This window comes from Bradyrhizobium commune (assembly GCF_015624505.1).
GTDB lineage: Bacteria > Pseudomonadota > Alphaproteobacteria > Rhizobiales > Xanthobacteraceae > Bradyrhizobium > Bradyrhizobium commune.
In genome coordinates, this window is sequence record NZ_CP061379.1 from 700,302 (window position 1) to 719,800 (window position 19,499).

A 19,499-nucleotide genomic window follows, 5' to 3' on the forward strand; every position below is an offset into this window, starting at 1 on the left:
TCCTCGAAGGTTTAGCGGAGCCCAAGTCCGCGCGCGATGATGCCGCGCAGCACTTCCGTGGTGCCGCCCTGGATGGTGAGTTTCGGCGCGGTCTTGATGGCGAAGTCGAGCTGCCGCTCCAGCGTCTCGCGGTTGGTCGCGGTCTCCTCGACGAAGGCGGCGAGATCGCGCACACGATGCGGCAGCTGTTGCTCCCAGACCGTGCCGATGTCCTTGACGATCGAGGCCTCCACCACCGGCTCCTTGCCTGCGTGCAGCATGCCGGCCACCGAGACCGACATGCGCCGCATGGTGTGGAGCTGTGCCACCAGCCGGCCGATGCCTTCGGCGCTGCGGGTGTCCGGGTTGGGACCGACCGCGCGGACGAGTTCAGTCAGCACGTAATAGGTCTCGAGGAAACGCTCGGGCCCCGAGCGCTCATAAGCAAGCTCGCTCGTCGCCTGCTTCCAGGCGCCGTCGACTTCGCCGAGCACGTGATCGTCGGGCACGAAGAAGTCGGTGAAGACGACTTCGTTGAACTCGTACTGGCCGGTGATCTGGCCGATCGGATTCACCTTGATGCCTGGCTGCCTCATCTTGACCAAAAACTGAGTCAGGCCGTGACGGCGGTTTTCCTTGGTCGGCTGTGACGTCCGGAAGATCGCGATCATGTAGTCGGCGATGTGCGCCGACGAGGTCCAGATCTTGGTGCCGTTGATGAGATAGCCGCCATCGGTCTTGGCCGCGCGGGTCTTCGCCGCGAATAGATCGGAGCCCGAATTCGGCTCGCTCATGCCGATCGCAAAACAGATCTCGCCGCGGCAGATCCGCGGCAAAATCTCCATCTTGATATGCTCGGGCGCGTATTTCAAAAGCACCGGTCCGCTCTGGCGGTCGGCGACGAAGAAGCGCCGCGTCGGCGCATTGGCGACGCGCATCTCCTCGGTCACCACATAGCGTTCGAGGAAGGAGCGCTCCTGGCCGCCATATTTTTTGGGCCAGGTCATGCCCAGCCAACCCTTGGCACCGACCCGACGGGAAAATTCCGGCGCGTCGGTGTCTTCGCGGTTGGGCTTGTGCGGATCGAAGGTGCCGGCAGCGATCTCCTCGGCAAGGAACGCGCGCACTTCCTTGCGCAATTGCTCGCACGTCTCGGGCAGGCGGATCGGATCGAAACGAAGGGCAGCGGTCATGTGTTTCGTCTCCCGATCAGCGTGACGCCACGAGCGGCCACAATTCGTCGGCGCCGCGATTGGCCACCAGCCTGCCGAGCTCGACGGCCCAGTGGCTCTCGGACCCGAAATCGTCGCGCCAGGCCAGTGCCCGCAATGAATAACGATGCAGGATGTGCTCCATGGTGAAGCCGATCGCGCCGTGGACCTGATGCGCGATGCCGCCGCCTTTTTCCGCGGCTTCGGCGCAACGGATTTTTGCCGAGGCAGCTTCGAGATAGACTTCGTCGTCGAACGACTTTGCGTTTGCAATCGCATCGGCTGCAGAGGTTGCGGCCGCGAGTGCCGCGGCGGATTCGCCGGCAAGACGCGCGAGATTGTGCTGCACGGCCTGGAATTTCGAGATCTTCTTCTCGAAGGCGACGCGTTCGTTGGAATAGCGCACGGAGATGTCGAGCATGGATTCCAGAGCGCCCGCGATCTGGAGGCTGCGCGCGACGCCGCCCATCAGCATCAGTGTGGTCTGGTCAAAAGCCTTCGGCGCCGGCTTGATGGTGACGGGCTGCACCTTGTCGAGCGTGACGGTATCGCTGTGGTCGTAGCCGACATTGAGCCCGGATTCGATCCGGCCCTTCGAGGCATCGACCAGCGCGATCATGGCGCCATCCTCGCCGTGCGCCAGCACCGCAAAATGCTTGGCCGCCTTGGCAAAGGGCACGCCGCGACAGCGGCCGGACAGCGCACCGTTGGCGTCGAGCGTGATGCGGTCCTTTGGCGAAGCCGGCAGCACCGTCATCTCGCCTTCGGGCGAAGCGACCTTCGCTTGCGCGAGCAGCCAGCCCGCGAGCATGGTCTCGGCCAGGGGAACCGCGACTGCAAAGCGGCCGGCGGCGTTGAGCAGCGCAAAGCCGTCGGCGAGGCTCGCACCGGAGCCGCCGAGATCATCCGGCACCCATGACAGCGGCAATCCGGCCTCGCTCAGTGCCTGCCACAGCGGTGCCCGCCAGGAATCCCTCTTGTCGTTGTTGATGGTTTGCGGATCGGCGAGATCGGCGAAGATTTTCTCCGCGGTCTCGACGACGATATTGTCACTCTCCGCCACAGCGTTCCCCGTGTTTTTCCATTGGCGCGTCCTGCCTGGTCGGCGGCGCGCAGGTTCTTCTTGCGCCCGATGATCGGAAAAAGCCATGGCCCTGACAAGCGTTGATCGCAGGTCCATCTGCGGCGCCGGCATGGGCAGAAGATTAATTCCGCTTAGCGGAGTTTGCTCGATTTGCAGCGCACGGCAAACTCGCTAAACAGGGTGCCGACATCTTAGAAAAGGGAAGGAAATCCGGATGGCAAAGGACGGCTTGTGCGCAATCGTGACGGGGTCCGCATCCGGACTGGGTGCTGCGACCGCTGAAATTCTCGCCCGCAGCGGGGCGCGGCTCATCATCAATTATTCGTCGAGCCGGAAGGAAGCGGAAGCCACCGCGGAAGTCTGCCGCAAGGCCGGGGCCGCGGAGATTCTGATCGTGCAGGGCGACGTCTCGCGCGACGAGGACTGCCGCAAGATCGTAGCGGCCGCCGCACCCTGGGGCCGGCTCGACGTGCTCGTCAACAATGCCGGCACCACCAAGCACGTTACTTATGGCGATCTCGACGGATTGTCGGCGGAAGATTTCCAGCGGCTCTACGGCGTCAACACCATCGGTCCGTTCCAGATGGTGCGCGCCGCGCGCAGCCTGCTCGAGGCTGGCGCGAAGGCATCGGGGCGGACCTCGGCGGTCGTCAATGTGTCCTCCGTCGCAGGCATCAACGGCGTCGGCTCCTCGATGGCTTATGCCGCGAGCAAGGGCGCGCTCAACACCCTCACGCGATCGCTGGCGGTCGCGCTTGCGCCGCTGATCCGTGTCAACGCGGTCTGCCCGGGCTATATCGACACGCCCTGGTTCACCAAGGGCCGTGGCGAGGAAGGTGCGAAAAAGGTGCGCGACAACGTGGTGGCAAAGGTGCCGCTCAAGGTCGCCTCGAGCGCTGACGACATCGCCCAGCTCGTCTGCTTCCTGGCGCTGCCTGCTTCCGGCAACATGACCGGCGAGGCCGTGCGCATGGACGCCGGGATGCATCTGATTACGTGAGATCGCACGGTCCACGTGTCGTCCCGGCGAAGGCCGGGACCCATACTCCGAGAGCGTAGTTTGACCCGCGCTGGCAATTCCGAGTCTTCGCCACACCACGTCTTGTGGTTATGGGTCCCTGCCTTCGCCGGGACGACGCAGAATTTGTGGGGCGAGCCGGCTACCCCTTGATCACGCCGCTCGCCACCAGCCGGTGCCAGATGAACAGCACCACCACGGCGCCGATCGTGGCCATGATGAAGCCGGCCCCCTGGTCCGGGCTGTAGTGACCGATGGCCTGGCCGACGAAGGTCGCGAGAAATGCGCCGACGATGCCGAGGATGGTGGTGAGGATAAAGCCGCTCGGATTGTTCGGTCCCGGTGCCAGAAAACGCGCGATGAGGCCGGCGACGAAGCCGACGACGATGATCCACAAGATGCCGCCCGTGCTCATGTCAGTGCTCCCCTTCCTGGAACGCGTCGATCGGAGTTTGACTAAATTCTGCCCGAGAGCTCGTTCTCGGTCGGCAGCCGTCCGTCCGGCGTCAGATGATCGATCACCTGCGGCAGATACTGGCTGAGGCCGGAGAGCAGCTCGTCACGCGACAGGCCGCTCTGGGCGGACAGGCTCTGGATCTGGTCTGCGCCGAGCGCGTTGGCGAGATCGCCGGGAGCGATCGCCTTGTTCTCGCCCTTGCCGACCCAGGAATTGGCGGTGTCACCGTGTCCGCCCTGCTGGAGCTGGTTGAGGAGATCGCCGAGCCCGCCGCTCAGCACGGAGCCGGCCGCGCCGCCCGCGAGCAGGCCGCCGAGGCCGCCCTTGAGCAAATCGCCCATGCCGCCGCCGCCAAGAGCACCACCAAGGCCGCCGCCCGCACCTGCGTTCACTGGCGGGGGCACAGGGGTCGGTGCCGACTGCGGCGCTGCACCCGGCTGGCTTGCCGTCAGATGCTTGAAGGCCTTCCACCCAAGCAGGGCAATGATCGCCATGGTCATCGGCGACATGCCACCGGAGGATGATTGCGAGCTCGGCGTGCTCGGGCCGCGCGGGCCGTTCTGCATGCCGTTGAGGACGTCGAGTAGACCCATGGTGCTCTCCTTTGGCGTTCTCGTTCGGCGAGCTCTCGCCGATGACACCGCCCCCGGGCAAAAACATATGAGGCTCTCATGACGGTTACAAGGCAGATCCGCCCGGGCCGCGATGGGCAGCGGGCCTCGCCTCTGCTAACGAAAGCGGGTCTTTCGGGGAGCAAGTCAGGTGGTTACGGATCGACCGATCGTGGTGGCGGGCGCGGGTGCCATCGGCTGTTTTGTCGGCGGCAAGCTGGCGGCCTCCGAACGCCGCGTCGCATTGCTGGTGCGGCCGCGGGTGAAGACCGAGATCGAGCGTTTCGGCCTGCTTCTGACCGATTTCGACGGCTCCGAAACGAAGTTAGGAGCGGGTCACCTCGCGCTGTCGGAAGACCCCTCGATCTTCCATAGTGCCGGCATCGTGCTGGTCACGGTGAAGAGCGCGGATACCGCCGATGTCGCCGACCAGATCGCGCAGCATGCGCCCCAGGACGCCATCATCGTGTCCCTGCAAAACGGCGTCGGCAATGTTGCCATGCTGAATGAACGCCTCGGCGGGCGGTGCGTGCTTGCCGGCATGGTCCCGTTCAACGTGGTCGCGATGGGCGAGGGGCGCTTCCATCGCTCGAGCTCCGGCGACATTCATGTCGGCGAGGATGCCGACAACACGGCCGCAGCGCTCTCCGCACCGGGCCTCACCATGCGCGCGAGCCGCGACATCACCGGCGTGCAATGGGGCAAGCTGATCATCAATCTGAACAACGCGCTGAGCGCGCTGTCCGACGTGCCGCTCGCCGCGCAACTGGCGAACCGCGAGTGGCGAAAACTGTTCGCCGACCAGATGGCCGAGGGGCTGGCCGCGATGAACGCCGCCGGCATCACGCCTGTCTCGGCGACGCCGATCCCACTGAAATGGACGCCGGCGCTGCTGCGATTGCCCGACACGATCTTCAACGCGATCCTGGGACGGACGATGAAGATCGATCCGGAGGCCCGCTCCTCGATGTGGCAGGACCTCAAGCAGGGCCGCAGGACGGAGATCGACTATCTCCAGGGCGCAGTGATCGCGCTTGCCGAGCAGAACAATGTCGCCGTGCCGCTGATGCGCCGCATTGTTGCGCTGGTGAAGGAGGCGGAAAGCGCGGCCAAGGGCCCGCCCGGGCTCACGCCGCAGCAGATTCGCGGCGTGGCTTGAGGCTCGCTGGTCGAGGGAGGAGCGCGATGAAACATGGTTTGCTGGTCGGGCTTGCGCTAGCGGCGTTCTGCGGCGCATCGACGATCGCAGAGGCAAGGCCGCCGACCGTCATGAACTCTCCCGGCTATGACCGGCGATTGCAGGAGAGCAGGTCAGCCTTGGGCAATCCGACGACGGAGACTGCACCGGCCACGATTCCAAAGCGCAGCAAGAAGAAGCACACGAACTGAGGCCAGCGAGTTGCGCGGGTTGGCGCCACATTATCAGCAGCCGTAGGGTGGGCAAAGCGAAGCGTGCCCACCATTTTTCTTGCCGCAAGGTGGTGGGCAAGGCGCGCGAAGCGCGCGCCTTTGCCCACCCTACACACAGCGGCGGAAGCTCAGCCCTTCTTCGCCGGCTTGCTCGGCGTCGGGCTGAACAGCTTCTTCAAATCGTTCAGGCCTTCCGACAGGCGCGGCCATTCGCAGGAGAATGAGCCTTTGGCACATGCGCCTTTCGGCCGCGGCCGGGCGTCGGTGCCGGCAGCCTGCAAGACCTTGGGCCGCTCGACCGGGACTGGCACCGGCGCGCGCTCGGCCTCGGTCCGCAACGCGACCTGCTGGAGCTGTTGCTCCTGCTGCTCACGTTGTTGGCGCAGAGCCGTCTGGGCGGCTTCATTGCTGCGGCGCTGACTGGCGAGGTAAGCGGTATAGGATTCGTCGATCTTCTTCTGCTCCTCCGGCGTCGGATTGGGGCCGGCGATGTCGAAGGTGCGGTCCTGGAGGAAGTCGTAATAGGTGTAGCCGCCGCCCGCCTTGCGGCGGCCCGCGAACTTGGCGTTGCAGTCGGCAAGCGCCGAGGTCTTCTCGGTCTTGGTCGCGGCCTTCTCGGCAGCGTCGGCGCATTCCTCGAAATCGACCGGTGCGCGCTTCCACCATTGGGCTTGAGCATGCGGCAGCGTCAGCAGAAAAAATCCTGCTGCGGCAACGAGACGCGGCGCCGCACGACGCGATGCAACCACAATCGACATTCTACGAGAGCATTCCTTGCAGAACTCAACCCGAACTGAGTCGGGACGAATTTTTGCCCCTTTATCGCCGGCTTGTCACCCATGGAACCCGTGAATTTCATGGCTGGGATGCTGACATTTTTTGCTTGACGTGGCGCGGGAGTCACAGCCGCGTGGCATGCGATGCGCTTAGAGTTTGTCGATGTGAAATCGAAGGGAAATGTCATGAGGGCTTGGCTTGCCGCGATCGTATGTGTGCTGATGTCCGGCCATGCGCTCGCCGCCGATGAGGACGCGCCCAACCGCAAGCCGGTGAAGGCGATCGCCGACGCGCGGCTCGCGGTCGGCGGGCAAGGCATGCTGCCGCTCTATCTCTCCAGCGACTGGTCGATGCCACTGCCGGCGATCTCGCGCGCCATCATCGTGCTGCACGGACGCCTGCGCAACGCCGACGAATATTATATTTCGGCCCACACCGCGCAGGTCGCAGCGGGCAACGACGGCAGAAGCGCGCTCATGATCGTGCCGCAGTTTTTGGCGGAGATCGATATCGAGGCCTACAAGTTGCCCGCGGACACGCTGCGCTGGTCGCTGGAGGGATGGGAGGGCGGCGATGCCGCGCTCGCGCCGAACCCGGTGTCGTCCTTCGATGCGCTCGATGCGATCCTGGCAAAGCTCTCGGACCGGCGCCTCTTTCCGAATTTGAAGCAGGTGGTGGTCGCCGGCCATTCAGGCGGCGGCCAGGTCGCGCAGCGCTATGCGATTGCCGGCAAGGGCGAGGCGGCGCTGTCGCGCCAGCACATCGATGTTCGCTATGTCGTCGCCAATCCCTCCTCCTATGCGTATTTCAGCGCTGAGCGACCCGTGCCCGCGATTGCCGCGTCCTGTCCTGGCTACAACAATTGGAAATACGGCATGGACGAGCGCCCGCCCTATCTTGCAGACGCAACACCGACGGCGCTCGAGCAGCGCTATGTCGAACGCGACGTGATCTATCTGCTCGGCACTCTCGACACCAATCCGGAACATCCCGCGCTCGACAAGAGCTGCATGGCCAAGGCGCAGGGCCCCTACCGCTACGCCCGCGGCCACGCCTATGTCGATGCGATGGCCAAGCGCGATCACGGCACGCCCAATCACCGGGTGTGGGACGTCGCCGGCGTCGGCCATGACGGCGACAAGATGCTGACCTCGAAATGCGGCCTTGCCGCCCTGTTCGATATTCCGGGCTGCGGCGCGGAGCGCTGATGCGGATGCCTTGAAGGGTTCGCCCTTGCTGTTACACTTCGCCCTCGCGCGTCTCACCCTGAGGCGATGCCAAGAAGACGAAGTGGAAACGTCCGATGCTGCTGCCGCTCTCCGACGTGCCGCGCTGGTATGCGCAGCGCAAACCCGAAGGCACGATCGCCGTCCGCCATGGGCAGGACACGCTGACATGGGACGAGCTCGAGCGCGGCGCCAATCGCCGTGCGCGGGCATTCGCGGCCAAGGGCGTCAAGCCCGGCGATTTCGTCGCGATCGGCCTGCCCAACGGCAACGCGTTCTTCGAGATCTCGTTTGCGGTGTGGAAGTGTGGCGCGACGCCGACCTCGCTGTCGTGGCGGCTGCCGCGCGGCGAGGCCGCCGCCGTGCTCGACATCCTGAAGCCGGCGTTGGTGGTCGGCGGCGAGGCCGACTGGAATGCGCCAAACAGACTGCCGGCGGATTTCGTGCCCGAGGGCTTTTCCGACGAGCCGCTCGACCCGCCGGTGGCGCGCTACTGGAAGGCCATGACCTCAGGCGGCTCGACCGGTCGCCCCAAGGTGATCCTCGATCACCATCCTGCGGTGACGGATACCGTCGCCGCGCCGCCTCTCAACATTCCCTTCGGCGTCTCGCTGCTCAATCCGGGGCCGCTCTATCACAATGCGCCGTTCATCGTGTCGCACTATGCGCTGTTCACCGGCGGTCAGCTCACCGGCCTCGTCAAGTTCGACGCGGAGGAAACGCTGCGCCAGATCGAACGCGAGCGCGTGCAATGGGTCAATTTCGTGCCGACCATGATGCATCGGATCTGGGCGCTGCCGGAGAACGTGCGCAACGCTTACGACGTGTCGAGCCTCCAGACCGTGTTCCACATGGCCGCTCCGATGCCGCCCTGGCTGAAGGAGAACTGGATCGCCTGGCTCGGGCCGGAGCGGGTCTGGGAGCTCTATGGTGGCACCGAGCGGCAAGGCGCCTGCATCATCTCCGGCACCGAGTGGCTGACGCACAAGGGTTCGGTCGGCAAGATCGGCGAGATGGCGAAGCTCCGCATCGTCGGCGAGGACGGCAATGATGTCGCGCCCGGCGAGACCGGCGAGATCTATTTCCTCAACAATGACGGCAAGGACGCCACCTATCACTATCTCGGCGCCGAGCCGAAGCGCCGCGCCGACGGTTGGGAATCGCTCGGCGATATCGGCCGGCTCGATACCGAAGGCTATCTCTATCTCGCCGACATGGTGCTGCGCGGCGGCGCCAATATCTATCCGGCTGAGGTCGAGGCCGCGGTTTCTGAATGTCCCGGCGTGCGTTCCTGCGTGGTGGTGGGACTGCCCGATCCGGAATTGGGCCAGCGTGTGCACGCCATCATCGAGCCTGATCCCGGTGTGGGCGGCCAGGCCATCGCCGATGGCATGGCGGACTTTTTGAAGGACAAGCTCAGCCGCTACAAGCACCCGGAGAGTTTTGAGATCGTTAACGCCCCGCCGCGCGATGATTCCGGAAAAGTTCGCCGCACGCTGTTGCGCGACCAGCGTGCGGCGTGGATGAAGGAAGGGCGCGCCTTCCGGATCTTGCCGTCGAAGGCCCGGGCGCACGCCGACTGAAATCATGGAAGGACTGAACGCATGACCATCACCATCGCTGCCAACAGCGTGCCGAAACCGCCGGCCGACATCATCGCGGGGTTCAAGGCTGCACCGACCTCGATCATCTCGGACAATCTCTCCCGGCTGCCCGGCGCGGTGGGGCTAAAACCCTATCATCGCAGCGGCAAGCTGGTGGGGACGGCGTTTACGGTGCGTACCCGGCCCGGCGACAATCTCGCCATCCACCGCGCGCTCGAGCTGGTCGGTCCCGGCGACGTCATCGTGGTCGATGGCGGTGGCGACGAGACCCGTGCATTGGTCGGCGAGATCATGAAGAACATCGCGCAGTGGCGCCAAGCCGAAGGCTATGTGATCGACGGCGCGATCCGCGATGTCGCAGCCTTCGCCGGCGACGACTTTCCCTGCTTCGCCCGCGCCGTGATCCATCGCGGCCCCTACAAGAACGGTCCCGGCGAGATCAATGTGCCTGTCACGATCGGCGGCAGCGTGATCTCGCCCGGCGACATTGTGGTCGGTGATGAGGACGGCGTGGTGTCATTCCCCGCCGCCGGCGCGGCGGCGCTGCTCGAGGCGGTGCGCGTCCAGATCAGGCGCGAGGACGACACGCTGAAGGCGATCCGCGAGGGCCGCTACCAGGGCTCTTACGGCAAGTCATGATCGAAGCAGGCAGGGAGGATGGCGTGAGCCAGAAGCAAGAATTCCACAATCTCGACAATGCCGCCGACGGGCTGTTTCGCGAGCTCGCGGCGGGAGTCACCACGCGCATCTTCTCCGGCGAGCAGGCGATGCTATCGGTGGTGACGCTGGCGCCGCATGCGCAGGGCACGCTGCATCATCACCCCGAGGAGCAATGGGGCGTGCTGCTAGACGGCTCCGCCATCCGCGTCCAGGGCGGGGAGGAGATTGCCGTGAGGAAGGGCGATTTCTGGCGCACGCCGGGCAACGTGCCACACACCATGCGCGCCGGCCCCGACGGCGCCCGCGTGCTGGACATCTTTAGTCCGCCACGGCCGGAATACAAAAAGGCGGGGTCGGGGTTCGGGACGACGTGAGGCCAGTTGAGGGCTTCCGATCCCGCCACTGCTTTGATATGAACACCGCCAGGCAACCCGCCATGTGCGGGTTCCGCGGTCCCGTAGCTCAGCCGGATAGAGCGGCGGTTTCCTAAACCGTAGGTCGGATGTTCGAGTCATCCCGGGATCGCCATTCTCTCCATCTGCAATTCCGGGCGACGCGGCGCAGCTTCAGGGCTGATGCCGCCGCGTGATCGCGACCTGGGCGGCCTGCGTATAGAGGCTCGACACCAGCTCGAGGTGCGAGCCCGCGGCCTCCGCCTTGTCGGCCCAGCCGTCCAGCGCCTCCAGCATCGGGGGGAGCGTTGCAGCGCGCAGGCTCGCATAGGCTTCGGTGACGGTGTAGCCCCGCTCGGTCGCGCGGTAACGCGTCTCCTTGCGCGATGACGAACCCTCGGTCTCGATCAGGCCGGCCTTCACCAGCTTGCGGGTTGCGTATTGCAGATTGGGGACGTCGACGCGGTTGAGCAACTGGCCGATTTCAGAGAGCCGCTTCGGCTCGTCGCCCATGCGCACCACGTTGAGCACGGCGACGTCGTCGCCGGTCAGCGGCACGTCGCAGACGGCGGCAAGGCAGGCCGCCTTCCAGCGGTAATAGGCTTGCGCCAGCCGCTCCAGCCTGAACTCGAACTCGGAAAGCCGCCGTTCGGTCTCGGTGCGCGCCAGGTGCCATGAGCCGGCTCGCTCAGCTGCGGGCTGCTGCTTGTCTCTCGCGGCCGCGCCCGTTCGTCGCGCGGCAGCCTTCTGCGTCTTCCTCAACATCGTCTCCTGATTCCCGCCCTCGCTCACGGCCTGGGCAGGCTGTGCTCAATCTATGCTATTTACAAGTTCGATTCTTACATTAAAAATTCAATTAAGAAAGCATGATGAAAAGGCAAGCGCCTTCGCCTCATGCCGGACGCGTCAAACAGACGCGCCGGATGGGAGACGGCTCCAAGGGCTCAACGACGAGAGGGGACGATCACGATGGCCGGACAGTGGATCGACATCGCTGCCAAGGATGGCGGCACGTTCAAGGGGTATCTCGCGGTCCCAGCCTCAGGCTCCGGTCCCGGCATCCTGCTGTTGCAGGAGATTTTTGGCGTCAACAAATCGATGCGCGAGGTTGCCGACCACTACGCCGAGGAAGGCTATGTGGTGCTGGCGCCCGACCTGTTCTGGCGCATGGAGCCCGGCGTCGAGCTCGGCTACACCGAGGCCGATTTCGGCAAGGCGATGGGCTATTACCAGCGCTTCGATGCCAATCAGTCGATCAAGGACGCGGCCGACGCGCTGAAGGTTTTGCGCGCGCGTCCCGAATGCCAGGGCAAGGTCGGCGCGCTCGGCTTCTGTCTCGGCGGCAAGCTCGCCTATCTCGTCGCCGCCCGTACCGACGTCGACTGCGCCGTCAGCTATTATGGCGTCGGCATCGAGGCCGATCTCGGCGAGGCCGGCGAGGTCAAATGTCCGGTGGTCTTCCATTTCGCCGAGCTCGACCGCTTTGCACCGGCAGAGGCGCGTGCGCAGATCATGGCGGCTTTCAAGGGCCGGTCCGAGATCGAGTTCTATCTCTATCCAGGCTGCGACCACGCCTTCGCCGCACCGGAACGCACGAGCTTCGACAAGCCCGCGACGCTGATGGCCTATACGCGCTCGATCGCGCTGTTCCGGAAGGTGCTGGGCCCGCACTACGATCTCTCGGCGCTGTGGGACAAGCACACCGAGCTCGAATTCGCGACGCGTTCGGCCGAGCAGACCATGACGACCATGGTCGCCGAGCCCTATGTCAACCACATCCCGACCATGACCGGCGGCGTCGGCTATCGCGACCTGCTGCGCTTCTACAAGAACCACTTCATTCCGAAGACGCCGCAGGACACCAAGCTGGTGCCGATCTCGCGCACCATCGGCTCGGATCGCATCGTCGACGAGATGCTGTTCTGCTTCACCCATGACATCGAGATCGACTGGATGCTGCCCGGCGTGGCGCCGACCGGCAAATATGTCGAGATCCCACTGGTGGCGATCGTACGCTTCCGCGGCGACAAGCTCTACAACGAGCACATCTATTGGGACCAGGCGTCGGTGCTGGTGCAGATCGGGCTCCTGGATCCGAAGAAGTTTCCCGTCGCCGGCGTCGAGACCGCCAAGAAGCTGGTCGATGAATCGCTGCCGTCCAATACGCTGATGGCGCGCTGGTCCGAGAGCGCCGGGACATAAGCAGAACTGATTGACGGCGCTGCTCGCGGCGCCGGTTTCGCAAGTGCTCGCAATATCAAGTGCTCGCAATCTCTCGTTCATCGTGTTGGGGGTCATGAACATGTCGTCGCTCTCTCGTCGCTCGCTTCTCCAGCTCGCCGGTAACGCCGCCGCGCTGCCGCTCGCCTCGGGCCTCGCCGGTGGTGCGTTCGCCGCCACGCCGGGCACATTGACCATCGCCTACAACGTCAATCTGCCATCGTTCGATCCGACCGTCGGCCTCTCGGCCGTCAACCCGACCATCCAGTCGATCTATCAGGCGGTGTTCGATCCTTATATCGGCCAGGCGCCCGACCTATCGTTCAAGCCGGGCCTTCTGACCAAATGGGGCTGGAACGAGGATCGCAGCAAGATCACGCTGGAATTGCGCAAGGGCGCGACCTGGCATGATGGCTCGCCGGTGACGCCCGACGACGTCGTGTGGTCGCTCACGCGTGCGGCGGATCCGAAGGGCGGCAACCCGATCCAGTTCGTCTGGTCCAAGGTCGGCAATTACAAGATCGACGGCAACACCATCACCGGCGACGTGCTGGAGTTCGAGCCGACGCTGTTCAAATGGATGGCGTTCCTCACCGCCTACATCCTGCCCAAGGCCTATTACGAGAAGGTCGGCGCGGAAGGGTTCGAGAAGGCCCCGATCGGATCGGGCCCCTACAAGGTCGACGCCTTCGAGCGCAACGCGTTCCTCCGGCTGAAGGCGCATTCCGGCTATTGGGGTCCGAAGCCTGCCTTCGAAACCGTGGTGTTCAAGTTCATCACCGATCCCACCAGCCGCGTCGCGGAGATGGAATCCGGCGGCTCCGATCTCACCTTCGAGATTCCCTATGAGGAGTTCAACCGGCTGAAGGGCAAGCCGGGCCTCGCCGGTCAGACCAAGCCGGTCTCCGACATCGCGATGATCTTCCTCACCGACATCGATCCGATGCTCGACCGCAATGTGCGCCTCGCGGCAAACCACGCCATCGACAAGAAGGCGATCGTCGACCGGCTGCTCAAGGGCTACGGCGTGCCGATCGCGACGCTGGAGGCGCCGGGCTATGCCGCCTTCGATCCCTCCGTCAAGGTCGCCTACGATCCCGAGCTTGCCAAGAGCCTGCTCGCCAAGAGCGGCTACTCGCCGGAGAAGCCGGTCAAGTTCACGATCCAGACCACGCGCGGCTTCAAGCCGAAGGACTATGAGATGATCCAGGCGATCGTCGGCATGTGGCGCAAGGTCGGCATCGACGCCACCATCGAGGTCTACGAGATTGCAAAGCATTTCGAGCTGCGTGCGCGCCACGCGCTGGCGCCTGCCGCCTTCTACAATTGGGGCAACGCGATCGGCGATCCCTCGACCTCGACCGGCTTTGCGATGTTCGGGCCCTCGCCGCACTGCGCCTGGAAGGGCAAGGACCTCGTCGAGCGCATTGGGCCGTTGTGGGGCGAGAAGGACGAAGCCAAGCGCATCGCTGGCTACAAGGCGGTCGACAAATACATCGCCGAGGAAGGCGAGGTGATCCCGCTGTTCCAGTATGTGCAGCCGATCATCCACAAGAAGGGCCTCAAGGTCGTGTCGCAGTCCAACGGCATGATCCTTCCGCAGCTCGTCACGCCGGCTTAGGCCGCGGCATTAGAGAAGGGCGACACCCGGATGCGATGGGGCGAGCTGATCAGGCGACTCGTCCTCGTCCCGCCAACACTGTTCGGCGTGGCGGTGATCGTCTTCGTGCTGCTGCGCGTCGTGCCGGGCGATCCCATCGCCATGATGATCCCGCCCGGCGCCTCTGAGGCCGACATCGGCCGGCTGCGCGCGCTTTACGGCCTCGACCAGCCGATCCTCCGGCAATTTGCGACTTGGCTCGGCCAGGTCGCGAGCGGCGATTTCGGCCGCTCCATCAGCGTGCGGCAGAGCGTGCTGGAATTGTTGCTCGCGCGGTTGCCGGCCACGATCGAGCTTGCGCTGCTCGCGACACTGATTGCCGTTGTGCTCGGCGTCCTCGCCGCGCTGGTGGGCATTCTCGTGCGTGGGCGGCGTGCGGAATGGGCCGTCGATGGCGGCATCGGCGTGCTGCTTGCAATTCCGGATTTCCTCTGGGCGCTGATCCTGCTGCTGCTGTTCGGTGTGCTGATCCCGGTGCTGCCGATCTCCGGCCGGATCGATCCGGAGATCGACCTCAGCCTGCGCAGCAATTTCTACCTGATCGAGAGCGTTCTGACCGGCCGTTTCGATATCGCGTTCGCGCTCCTGCACCATATGATCCTGCCCGCGCTGGCGCTGGCACTGCCGTTTGCGGCTCTGGTGGCGCGCCTGCTGAAGGCGTCGCTGGCGGAGGCCGAGGATCAGGACTATGCGCAGATCGCGCGCGCACGCGGCTATTCGAGGCCGAACATCCTGCTGCACGAGGTGTTTCCCAACGCGCTGATCCCGACGGTAGCACTCGGCGGCGTGCAGGTGACGCTGCTGCTCGGCGGCACCGTGCTGGTCGAGCGTATCTTCTCCTATGAAGGCATCGGCAACATGGCGATCGACGCGGTGATCAACCGCGACTTTCCGCTGATCCAGGGCCTGGTGCTGACCTTTGCGGTGCTGTTCATCGCGCTCAATCTCCTGGTCGATCTCGTGGTGACCATGCTGGATCCGAGGCTGCGCCATGGCTGATATCTCAGTCGCCTCCATCGCTGCGCCGCCCTCGCGTCTGCTGGCGGGTCTGAAGCGGGGCGGTCCGCGTCTCTGGATCGGCGCCGCGCTGGTCGCCCTGTTGGTGCTGGCTGCAATCTTTGCGCCCGTGCTTGCACCGCACGACCCGCTCGAGCAGGATCTGATGTCGGCACAATTGCCGCCGGCCTGGATGACCGGCGGCGAGCCTGCCTATCTCCTCGGCACCGACAGCCTTGGCCGCTGTGTGCTGTCGCGCCTGATCTATTCGGCGCGAACCGCAGTGATGGTCGCATTGATCGCGGCGACGCTGGCCGCGGCGATCGGCGTCGCGCTCGGCCTGTTTGCTGGGAGTTTTGGCGGCTGGGTCGACCAGTCCATCTCGCGGCTGATCGACGTCTGGATGGCGTTCCCGCCCGTGCTGCTGTCGATCGTGCTGGCCGCAGTGATCGGCGCCGGCCTCACCTCGGTGATCGCGGCGATCGTGGTGGTCGACTGGACGCGCTTTGCCCGTGTGATCCGCGCCGAGACCATGGTGCAGCTCACGCGCGACTATGCCGCCGCTGCACGTGTTATCGGCTTGAGCCGGGCGAGGCTGCTGCGGCTGGAGATCTTGCCCAACCTCGTCCCGCTGCTGGTGACGCTGCTCGCCGTCGAGATGGGGATTGCGATCCTGGTCGAGGTCATCTTGTCCTTTGTCGGCATCTCGGTGGCCGGTGATACGCCGACCTGGGGCAGCATGATCGCCGAGGGTCGCCAGATCGTCTATCAGGCGCCGTGGATCATGGCGCTGCCGATCGTCTGCATCATCACGAGCGTGATCGGCCTCAATCTGTTCGGCGACGGCCTGCGCCTCGCGCTCGATCCGGTGCAACGCTCATGACGGCGACGCTTACAGTGGAAGGGCTGAAGGTCGCGATCGGTGCCGCCAATGTGCTGCGCGGTGTCAGCCTCGAGGTGCAGCCCGGCGAGGTCCGCGGGCTGGTCGGCGAATCCGGCGCCGGCAAGTCCATGCTCGGTCGTGCCGTGCTGGGGCTATTGCCGGCGAATGCGACCGTCACCGCAGGGCGCATCGCCTTCGAGGGCCGCGATCTCCTGGCCATGAGCGAGGCCGAGCGACGCAGCCTGCTCGGCCGCCGCATCGCGCTGATCCCGCAGGACCCGATGACCTCGCTCAATCCGGTCAAGCGCATCGGTGCGCAGATCGGCAATTTGCTGCGGCATCACCTCGGCCTGTCGAAGCGCGCGGCGCTGACGCGCGCCGGCGAGCTTCTGACCGAGGTCGCGATCCGCGAGCCGGAGCGGGTGCTCGCGCTCTATCCGCACGAGATCTCCGGTGGCATGCGCCAGCGCGTGCTGATCGCAATTGCGTTTGCTTGCGATCCCGCGTTGGTCATCGCCGACGAGCCGACCACGGCCCTCGACGTCACCGTGCAGCGCCAGGTGCTTCAGCTGGTTGAGCGGCTGCGTCAGCGCCATGGCAGCGCCGTGCTGTTTGTGACCCACGATCTCGGCGTGGTCGCAAAGATCTGCCGCAGCATGACCGTGCTGCATGCCGGCCGCGTGCTGGAGGAGGGTGAGACGACCAACGTGCTGACGCGGCCGCGCCATGCCTATACACGCGCACTGCTCGCGGCGACGCCGCGCGCCGACCGGCCGGCTGAAGCGCTGCGCCCGGTGCCGCCTGCGCTCATCGAGCAATTATGGTCGGAGGCGCACCGACTCGATCGTGTCCCTGCGGTGGGGGCGGCATGAGCGACATCCTGCTCCGCACCGGCAGCCTCCGCTTCGGCTATCCGCAGCGCAACGGCCTGTTCGGCAAGCCAACTTTGCGCGAGGTGATCAAGGGCGTCGATCTCGCCGTGCCGCGCGGCTCGGTGCTGGGTCTCGTCGGAGAATCTGGCTCCGGCAAGACCACGCTCGGCCGCCTGCTGGTGCGGCTGTTGAAGCCGACGTCCGGCGGTATCCAGTTCGACGGTGTCGAGATCGGCCAGCTCGACGAGGCCGCCATGCGTCCCCTGCGTGCGCGCATTCAGATGATTTTTCAGGATCCGCAATCCTCGCTCAATCCGCGGCTGCGGCTCGGCACGACGTTGACGCGCCCGCTCGGCGTGCACGGGCGGCTGAAGGGCAAGCGCGACCAGCGCGAACGCGCGGCGGCGCTGCTCGATCTCGTCGGCCTGCCGGGCGAATTCGCCGACCGCTATCCGCACGAATTGTCCGGCGGCCAGCGCCAGCGCGGCGGGATTGCGCGGGCGCTTGCGCTCGAGCCCGATTTCATCGTCGCCGACGAGATCGTGTCGGGCCTCGACGTCTCGACCCAGGCGCACATCCTCCTGCTCCTGAAGGAGCTGCGCGCGCGGCTCGGTCTCACCATGGTCTTCATCAGCCACGATCTCTCGGTCGTGCGTGTGCTGTGCGACGATGTTGCGATCCTGCATCGTGGCGAGGTGGTCGAATTCGGTCCCGTCGCGCGCGTGTTCGGCGCGCCGCAGCACGCCTATACGCGGCAATTGCTTGCCGCCATCCCGTTGCCCGATGTCGAGCCGGGCTGGCTCGACGAATCCACGGTTGTCACTCCCCAACAGCAAGGATCAGCCGCATGACCGAGACCATCAAGGGTTCCATCATCCTCGTCACCGGTGCCACCGGTGCGATCGCACAGGCGCTCATCGCCGAGCTGAAGGCGCGGGGAGCCGCGAAGATCTACGCCGCGGCGCGCGATGTTTCCGCTCTGACCGCCTCGGATGGCGTCGTGCCGGTCAAGATGGATGTCACCAGCGACGACGATGTCGTGAAGGCGGCAGGCCTTCTCGGCGACGTCACGCTGCTGATCAACAATGCCGGTGTCAACTACAACACCGGCTTCATGGCCGCGCCTGATGTCGCGATCGCGCGCGAGGAGATCGAGATCAACTATCTCGCGCCGCTGCGGGTGACCAAGGCCTTTGCGCCGGCGCTGATCAAGAACAAGGGAGCGGTGCTTAACATCCTCACCATCCTTGCGCGCGTGAACTTGCCGTTCATGGGGTCCTACTGCGCCTCCAAGGCGGCGGGTCTCAGCCTGACGCAAGGCTTGCGCGGCGATCTCGGCCCGATGGGCGTGCGTGTCGCTGCCGCACTTCCCGGCGCGGTCGACACCCGCATGACCGCGATGCTGACTATCCCGAAGATGACGACCGCGGATGCCGCGAAGGAAATCCTCGATGGTTTCGAGGCGGGCGAGGAAGAGATTTATGTCGGCGAGATGGCGCGTGGCCTTGCCCAAGGCCTCGCCCACGACCCCAAGGGCGTCGAGCGCCAGTTGGCGTCGCCGGGCTGAGTTTCACGTCGGATGTTGCGTAGCTGCGAACCATAAGGAAGCGATCATGACCCCGTTGCGAGTATTGCTTGCCTCCGCCGCGCTGTCGCTCGGCGCCTCGATCCTGCCGGCTTCGGCGGATTCTATTCCCGGCCTGCGCGGCCACGACCACACCGGCATCACCGTGCCCGACGTGAAGGCGGCGACCGCCTTCTTCACCGAGGTGCTCGGCTGCTCGCATGCGATGTCGTTCGGACCGTTCATGGACGACAAGGGCACGTTCATGCAGGACGCGGTCAACGTGAATCCGCGCGCCGTCATCGACGAGATCAGCATGATCCGCTGCGGCTACGGCTCCAACATCGAGCTGTTTCAGTATCAGTCGCCCGACCAGGCCAAGACGCTGCCGAAGAACAGCGACATCGGCGGCCACCACATCGCGCTCTATGTCGACGACATCGCGAAGGCGGCCGAGTATCTGCGGTCGAAGAACGTCAAGACGATGCAGGGGCCGATCCCCGTGAACGAAGGGCCGGCGGCCGGTCAGTCCATCCTCTATTTCCTGACGCCGTGGGGGATGCAGATGGAGCTGATCAGCTATCCCAAGGGCATGGCCTATGAGAAGAGCGCCAAGACCGTGCTGTGGTCGACGACCGAGCCGATGAAGTGACGCTCGTCGTAGACGAATTCGCGACTCGGTTTTTTCAGCCGCCGAGCGGACTCCTGACGCTCTGCTCGGCCGCGCAAATTCAGGTCCCGTCAAGTCCCCAATAAAAAAAGATTGGCAAGGCCTTACGCGACACGCTGCTTGCGGAGCAGCGGCTGTATTCACATCTCCGCTCCCGCAATTCTGGGCTGTGGCCTTGGTTAACACGGCCGCCCGGTTGCGAATT

The 19,499-nt window shown here is 65.0% G+C and carries 21 protein-coding genes and 1 tRNA gene; 16 read left to right on the plus strand and 6 right to left on the minus strand.

Features of this window, described 5'->3' with window-relative positions; translation table 11 throughout:
* Positions 1-11: 11 nt before the first annotated feature.
* Both IC761_RS03290 and IC761_RS03295 read right to left on the minus strand, forming a co-directional pair.
* On the minus strand, positions 12-1,172 hold the full coding sequence (locus IC761_RS03290) for an acyl-CoA dehydrogenase family protein (protein WP_195801875.1): 1,161 nt from the start codon (positions 1,170-1,172) through the stop codon (positions 12-14).
* Positions 1,173-1,188: 16 nt separating this feature from the next.
* Positions 1,189-2,253 (minus strand): acyl-CoA dehydrogenase family protein, encoded by a 1,065-nt coding sequence (locus tag IC761_RS03295; RefSeq protein ID WP_195801876.1) that lies wholly within the window; start codon positions 2,251-2,253, stop codon positions 1,189-1,191.
* A 235-nt stretch (positions 2,254-2,488) separates the two neighbouring features.
* Here IC761_RS03295 and IC761_RS03300 point away from each other — a divergent pair, with 235 nt between their 5' ends.
* A complete protein-coding gene (locus IC761_RS03300; RefSeq protein WP_195801877.1) occupies positions 2,489-3,274 on the plus strand; it encodes an SDR family NAD(P)-dependent oxidoreductase in 786 nt (261 codons plus the stop codon).
* Between the two features lie 160 nt (positions 3,275-3,434).
* On the opposite strand, the gene IC761_RS03305 is transcribed toward IC761_RS03300, so the two are convergent.
* Complete coding sequence (locus IC761_RS03305; RefSeq protein ID WP_195801878.1) at positions 3,435-3,707, minus strand: GlsB/YeaQ/YmgE family stress response membrane protein; 273 nt, start codon at positions 3,705-3,707, stop codon at positions 3,435-3,437.
* 41 nt (positions 3,708-3,748) lie between these two features.
* Entirely contained in the window at positions 3,749-4,342 is a 594-nt protein-coding gene (locus IC761_RS03310; RefSeq protein ID WP_195801879.1) for a YidB family protein, read from the minus strand.
* Positions 4,343-4,511: 169 nt separating this feature from the next.
* On the opposite strand from IC761_RS03310, the gene IC761_RS03315 reads away from it, so the two are divergent.
* Both IC761_RS03315 and IC761_RS03320 read left to right on the plus strand, forming a co-directional pair.
* The gene (locus tag IC761_RS03315) at positions 4,512-5,519 is read left to right on the plus strand and encodes a 2-dehydropantoate 2-reductase (RefSeq protein ID WP_195801880.1); all 1,008 of its coding nucleotides are present in this window, start codon (positions 4,512-4,514) and stop codon (positions 5,517-5,519) included.
* A gap of 26 nt (positions 5,520-5,545) precedes the next feature.
* Positions 5,546-5,749 carry a hypothetical protein gene (locus IC761_RS03320; protein WP_195801881.1) on the plus strand — a complete coding sequence of 68 codons (204 nt, stop codon included), beginning with the start codon at positions 5,546-5,548 and terminating at the stop codon, positions 5,747-5,749.
* Between the two features lie 149 nt (positions 5,750-5,898).
* On the opposite strand, the gene IC761_RS03325 is transcribed toward IC761_RS03320, so the two are convergent.
* Positions 5,899-6,528: a hypothetical protein gene (locus IC761_RS03325; protein ID WP_195801882.1), complete on the minus strand. Its 630-nt coding sequence runs from the start codon at positions 6,526-6,528 to the stop codon at positions 5,899-5,901.
* A 204-nt stretch (positions 6,529-6,732) separates the two neighbouring features.
* On the opposite strand from IC761_RS03325, the gene IC761_RS03330 reads away from it, so the two are divergent.
* From IC761_RS03330 to IC761_RS03350, 5 genes are all read left to right on the plus strand, one after another.
* Positions 6,733-7,755 (plus strand): alpha/beta hydrolase, encoded by a 1,023-nt coding sequence (locus tag IC761_RS03330; protein ID WP_195801883.1) that lies wholly within the window; start codon positions 6,733-6,735, stop codon positions 7,753-7,755.
* A 95-nt stretch (positions 7,756-7,850) separates the two neighbouring features.
* A complete protein-coding gene (locus tag IC761_RS03335; RefSeq protein ID WP_195801884.1) occupies positions 7,851-9,356 on the plus strand; it encodes an AMP-binding protein in 1,506 nt (501 codons plus the stop codon).
* 21 nt (positions 9,357-9,377) lie between these two features.
* Positions 9,378-10,016 carry an RraA family protein gene (locus IC761_RS03340; protein ID WP_195801885.1) on the plus strand — a complete coding sequence of 213 codons (639 nt, stop codon included), beginning with the start codon at positions 9,378-9,380 and terminating at the stop codon, positions 10,014-10,016.
* A 23-nt stretch (positions 10,017-10,039) separates the two neighbouring features.
* Complete coding sequence (locus IC761_RS03345; protein WP_195801886.1) at positions 10,040-10,411, plus strand: cupin domain-containing protein; 372 nt, start codon at positions 10,040-10,042, stop codon at positions 10,409-10,411.
* A 77-nt stretch (positions 10,412-10,488) separates the two neighbouring features.
* Positions 10,489-10,565, plus strand: a tRNA-Arg gene (locus tag IC761_RS03350).
* Between the two features lie 38 nt (positions 10,566-10,603).
* Here IC761_RS03350 and IC761_RS03355 read toward each other — a convergent pair.
* Entirely contained in the window at positions 10,604-11,194 is a 591-nt protein-coding gene (locus tag IC761_RS03355) for a helix-turn-helix domain-containing protein (protein ID WP_195801887.1), read from the minus strand.
* Between the two features lie 204 nt (positions 11,195-11,398).
* Between IC761_RS03355 and IC761_RS03360 the strand changes: the two genes are divergently transcribed.
* From IC761_RS03360 to IC761_RS03395, 8 genes are all read left to right on the plus strand, one after another.
* Complete coding sequence (locus IC761_RS03360) at positions 11,399-12,631, plus strand: dienelactone hydrolase family protein (RefSeq protein WP_195801888.1); 1,233 nt, start codon at positions 11,399-11,401, stop codon at positions 12,629-12,631.
* Positions 12,632-12,731: 100 nt separating this feature from the next.
* Entirely contained in the window at positions 12,732-14,270 is a 1,539-nt protein-coding gene (locus IC761_RS03365) for an ABC transporter substrate-binding protein (RefSeq protein ID WP_195801889.1), read from the plus strand.
* Between the two features lie 30 nt (positions 14,271-14,300).
* The gene (locus IC761_RS03370) at positions 14,301-15,308 is read left to right on the plus strand and encodes an ABC transporter permease (protein WP_195801890.1); all 1,008 of its coding nucleotides are present in this window, start codon (positions 14,301-14,303) and stop codon (positions 15,306-15,308) included.
* The gene (locus IC761_RS03375; protein WP_195801891.1) at positions 15,301-16,188 is read left to right on the plus strand and encodes an ABC transporter permease; all 888 of its coding nucleotides are present in this window, start codon (positions 15,301-15,303) and stop codon (positions 16,186-16,188) included. Before IC761_RS03370 ends, IC761_RS03375 begins: the two co-directional genes overlap by 8 nt.
* Complete coding sequence (locus IC761_RS03380) at positions 16,185-17,060, plus strand: ABC transporter ATP-binding protein (protein WP_195801892.1); 876 nt, start codon at positions 16,185-16,187, stop codon at positions 17,058-17,060. The genes IC761_RS03375 and IC761_RS03380 overlap by 4 nt, the downstream gene beginning before the upstream one ends.
* A complete protein-coding gene (locus IC761_RS03385) occupies positions 17,057-17,911 on the plus strand; it encodes an ATP-binding cassette domain-containing protein (protein ID WP_195801893.1) in 855 nt (284 codons plus the stop codon). Before IC761_RS03380 ends, IC761_RS03385 begins: the two co-directional genes overlap by 4 nt.
* Positions 17,908-18,627 (plus strand): SDR family oxidoreductase, encoded by a 720-nt coding sequence (locus tag IC761_RS03390; RefSeq protein WP_195801894.1) that lies wholly within the window; start codon positions 17,908-17,910, stop codon positions 18,625-18,627. Before IC761_RS03385 ends, IC761_RS03390 begins: the two co-directional genes overlap by 4 nt.
* A gap of 46 nt (positions 18,628-18,673) precedes the next feature.
* Positions 18,674-19,276, plus strand: a complete 603-nt coding sequence (locus tag IC761_RS03395) for a VOC family protein (RefSeq protein ID WP_195801895.1) — start codon at positions 18,674-18,676, stop codon at positions 19,274-19,276.
* Positions 19,277-19,499 lie beyond the last annotated feature (223 nt).

Excerpts from the sequence above, each read along its gene's own strand:
- IC761_RS03300 (WP_195801877.1), top strand. The coding sequence starts at position 2,489 with ATGGCAAAGGACGGCTTGTGCGCAATCGTGACGGGGTCCGCATCCGGA.
- IC761_RS03375 (WP_195801891.1), top strand. The coding sequence starts at position 15,301 with ATGGCTGATATCTCAGTCGCCTCCATCGCTGCGCCGCCCTCGCGTCTG.
- IC761_RS03370 (WP_195801890.1), top strand. The coding sequence starts at position 14,301 with ATGCGATGGGGCGAGCTGATCAGGCGACTCGTCCTCGTCCCGCCAACA.
- IC761_RS03325 (WP_195801882.1), bottom strand. The coding sequence starts at position 6,528 with ATGTCGATTGTGGTTGCATCGCGTCGTGCGGCGCCGCGTCTCGTTGCC.
- IC761_RS03385 (WP_195801893.1), top strand. The coding sequence starts at position 17,057 with ATGAGCGACATCCTGCTCCGCACCGGCAGCCTCCGCTTCGGCTATCCG.
- IC761_RS03320 (WP_195801881.1), top strand. The coding sequence starts at position 5,546 with ATGAAACATGGTTTGCTGGTCGGGCTTGCGCTAGCGGCGTTCTGCGGC.
- IC761_RS03360 (WP_195801888.1), top strand. The coding sequence starts at position 11,399 with ATGGCCGGACAGTGGATCGACATCGCTGCCAAGGATGGCGGCACGTTC.
- IC761_RS03305 (WP_195801878.1), bottom strand. The coding sequence starts at position 3,707 with ATGAGCACGGGCGGCATCTTGTGGATCATCGTCGTCGGCTTCGTCGCC.
- IC761_RS03380 (WP_195801892.1), top strand. The coding sequence starts at position 16,185 with ATGACGGCGACGCTTACAGTGGAAGGGCTGAAGGTCGCGATCGGTGCC.
- IC761_RS03390 (WP_195801894.1), top strand. The coding sequence starts at position 17,908 with ATGACCGAGACCATCAAGGGTTCCATCATCCTCGTCACCGGTGCCACC.
- IC761_RS03335 (WP_195801884.1), top strand. The coding sequence starts at position 7,851 with ATGCTGCTGCCGCTCTCCGACGTGCCGCGCTGGTATGCGCAGCGCAAA.
- IC761_RS03395 (WP_195801895.1), top strand. The coding sequence starts at position 18,674 with ATGACCCCGTTGCGAGTATTGCTTGCCTCCGCCGCGCTGTCGCTCGGC.
- IC761_RS03365 (WP_195801889.1), top strand. The coding sequence starts at position 12,732 with ATGTCGTCGCTCTCTCGTCGCTCGCTTCTCCAGCTCGCCGGTAACGCC.
- IC761_RS03310 (WP_195801879.1), bottom strand. The coding sequence starts at position 4,342 with ATGGGTCTACTCGACGTCCTCAACGGCATGCAGAACGGCCCGCGCGGC.
- IC761_RS03355 (WP_195801887.1), bottom strand. The coding sequence starts at position 11,194 with ATGTTGAGGAAGACGCAGAAGGCTGCCGCGCGACGAACGGGCGCGGCC.
- IC761_RS03340 (WP_195801885.1), top strand. The coding sequence starts at position 9,378 with ATGACCATCACCATCGCTGCCAACAGCGTGCCGAAACCGCCGGCCGAC.
- IC761_RS03330 (WP_195801883.1), top strand. The coding sequence starts at position 6,733 with ATGAGGGCTTGGCTTGCCGCGATCGTATGTGTGCTGATGTCCGGCCAT.
- IC761_RS03290 (WP_195801875.1), bottom strand. The coding sequence starts at position 1,172 with ATGACCGCTGCCCTTCGTTTCGATCCGATCCGCCTGCCCGAGACGTGC.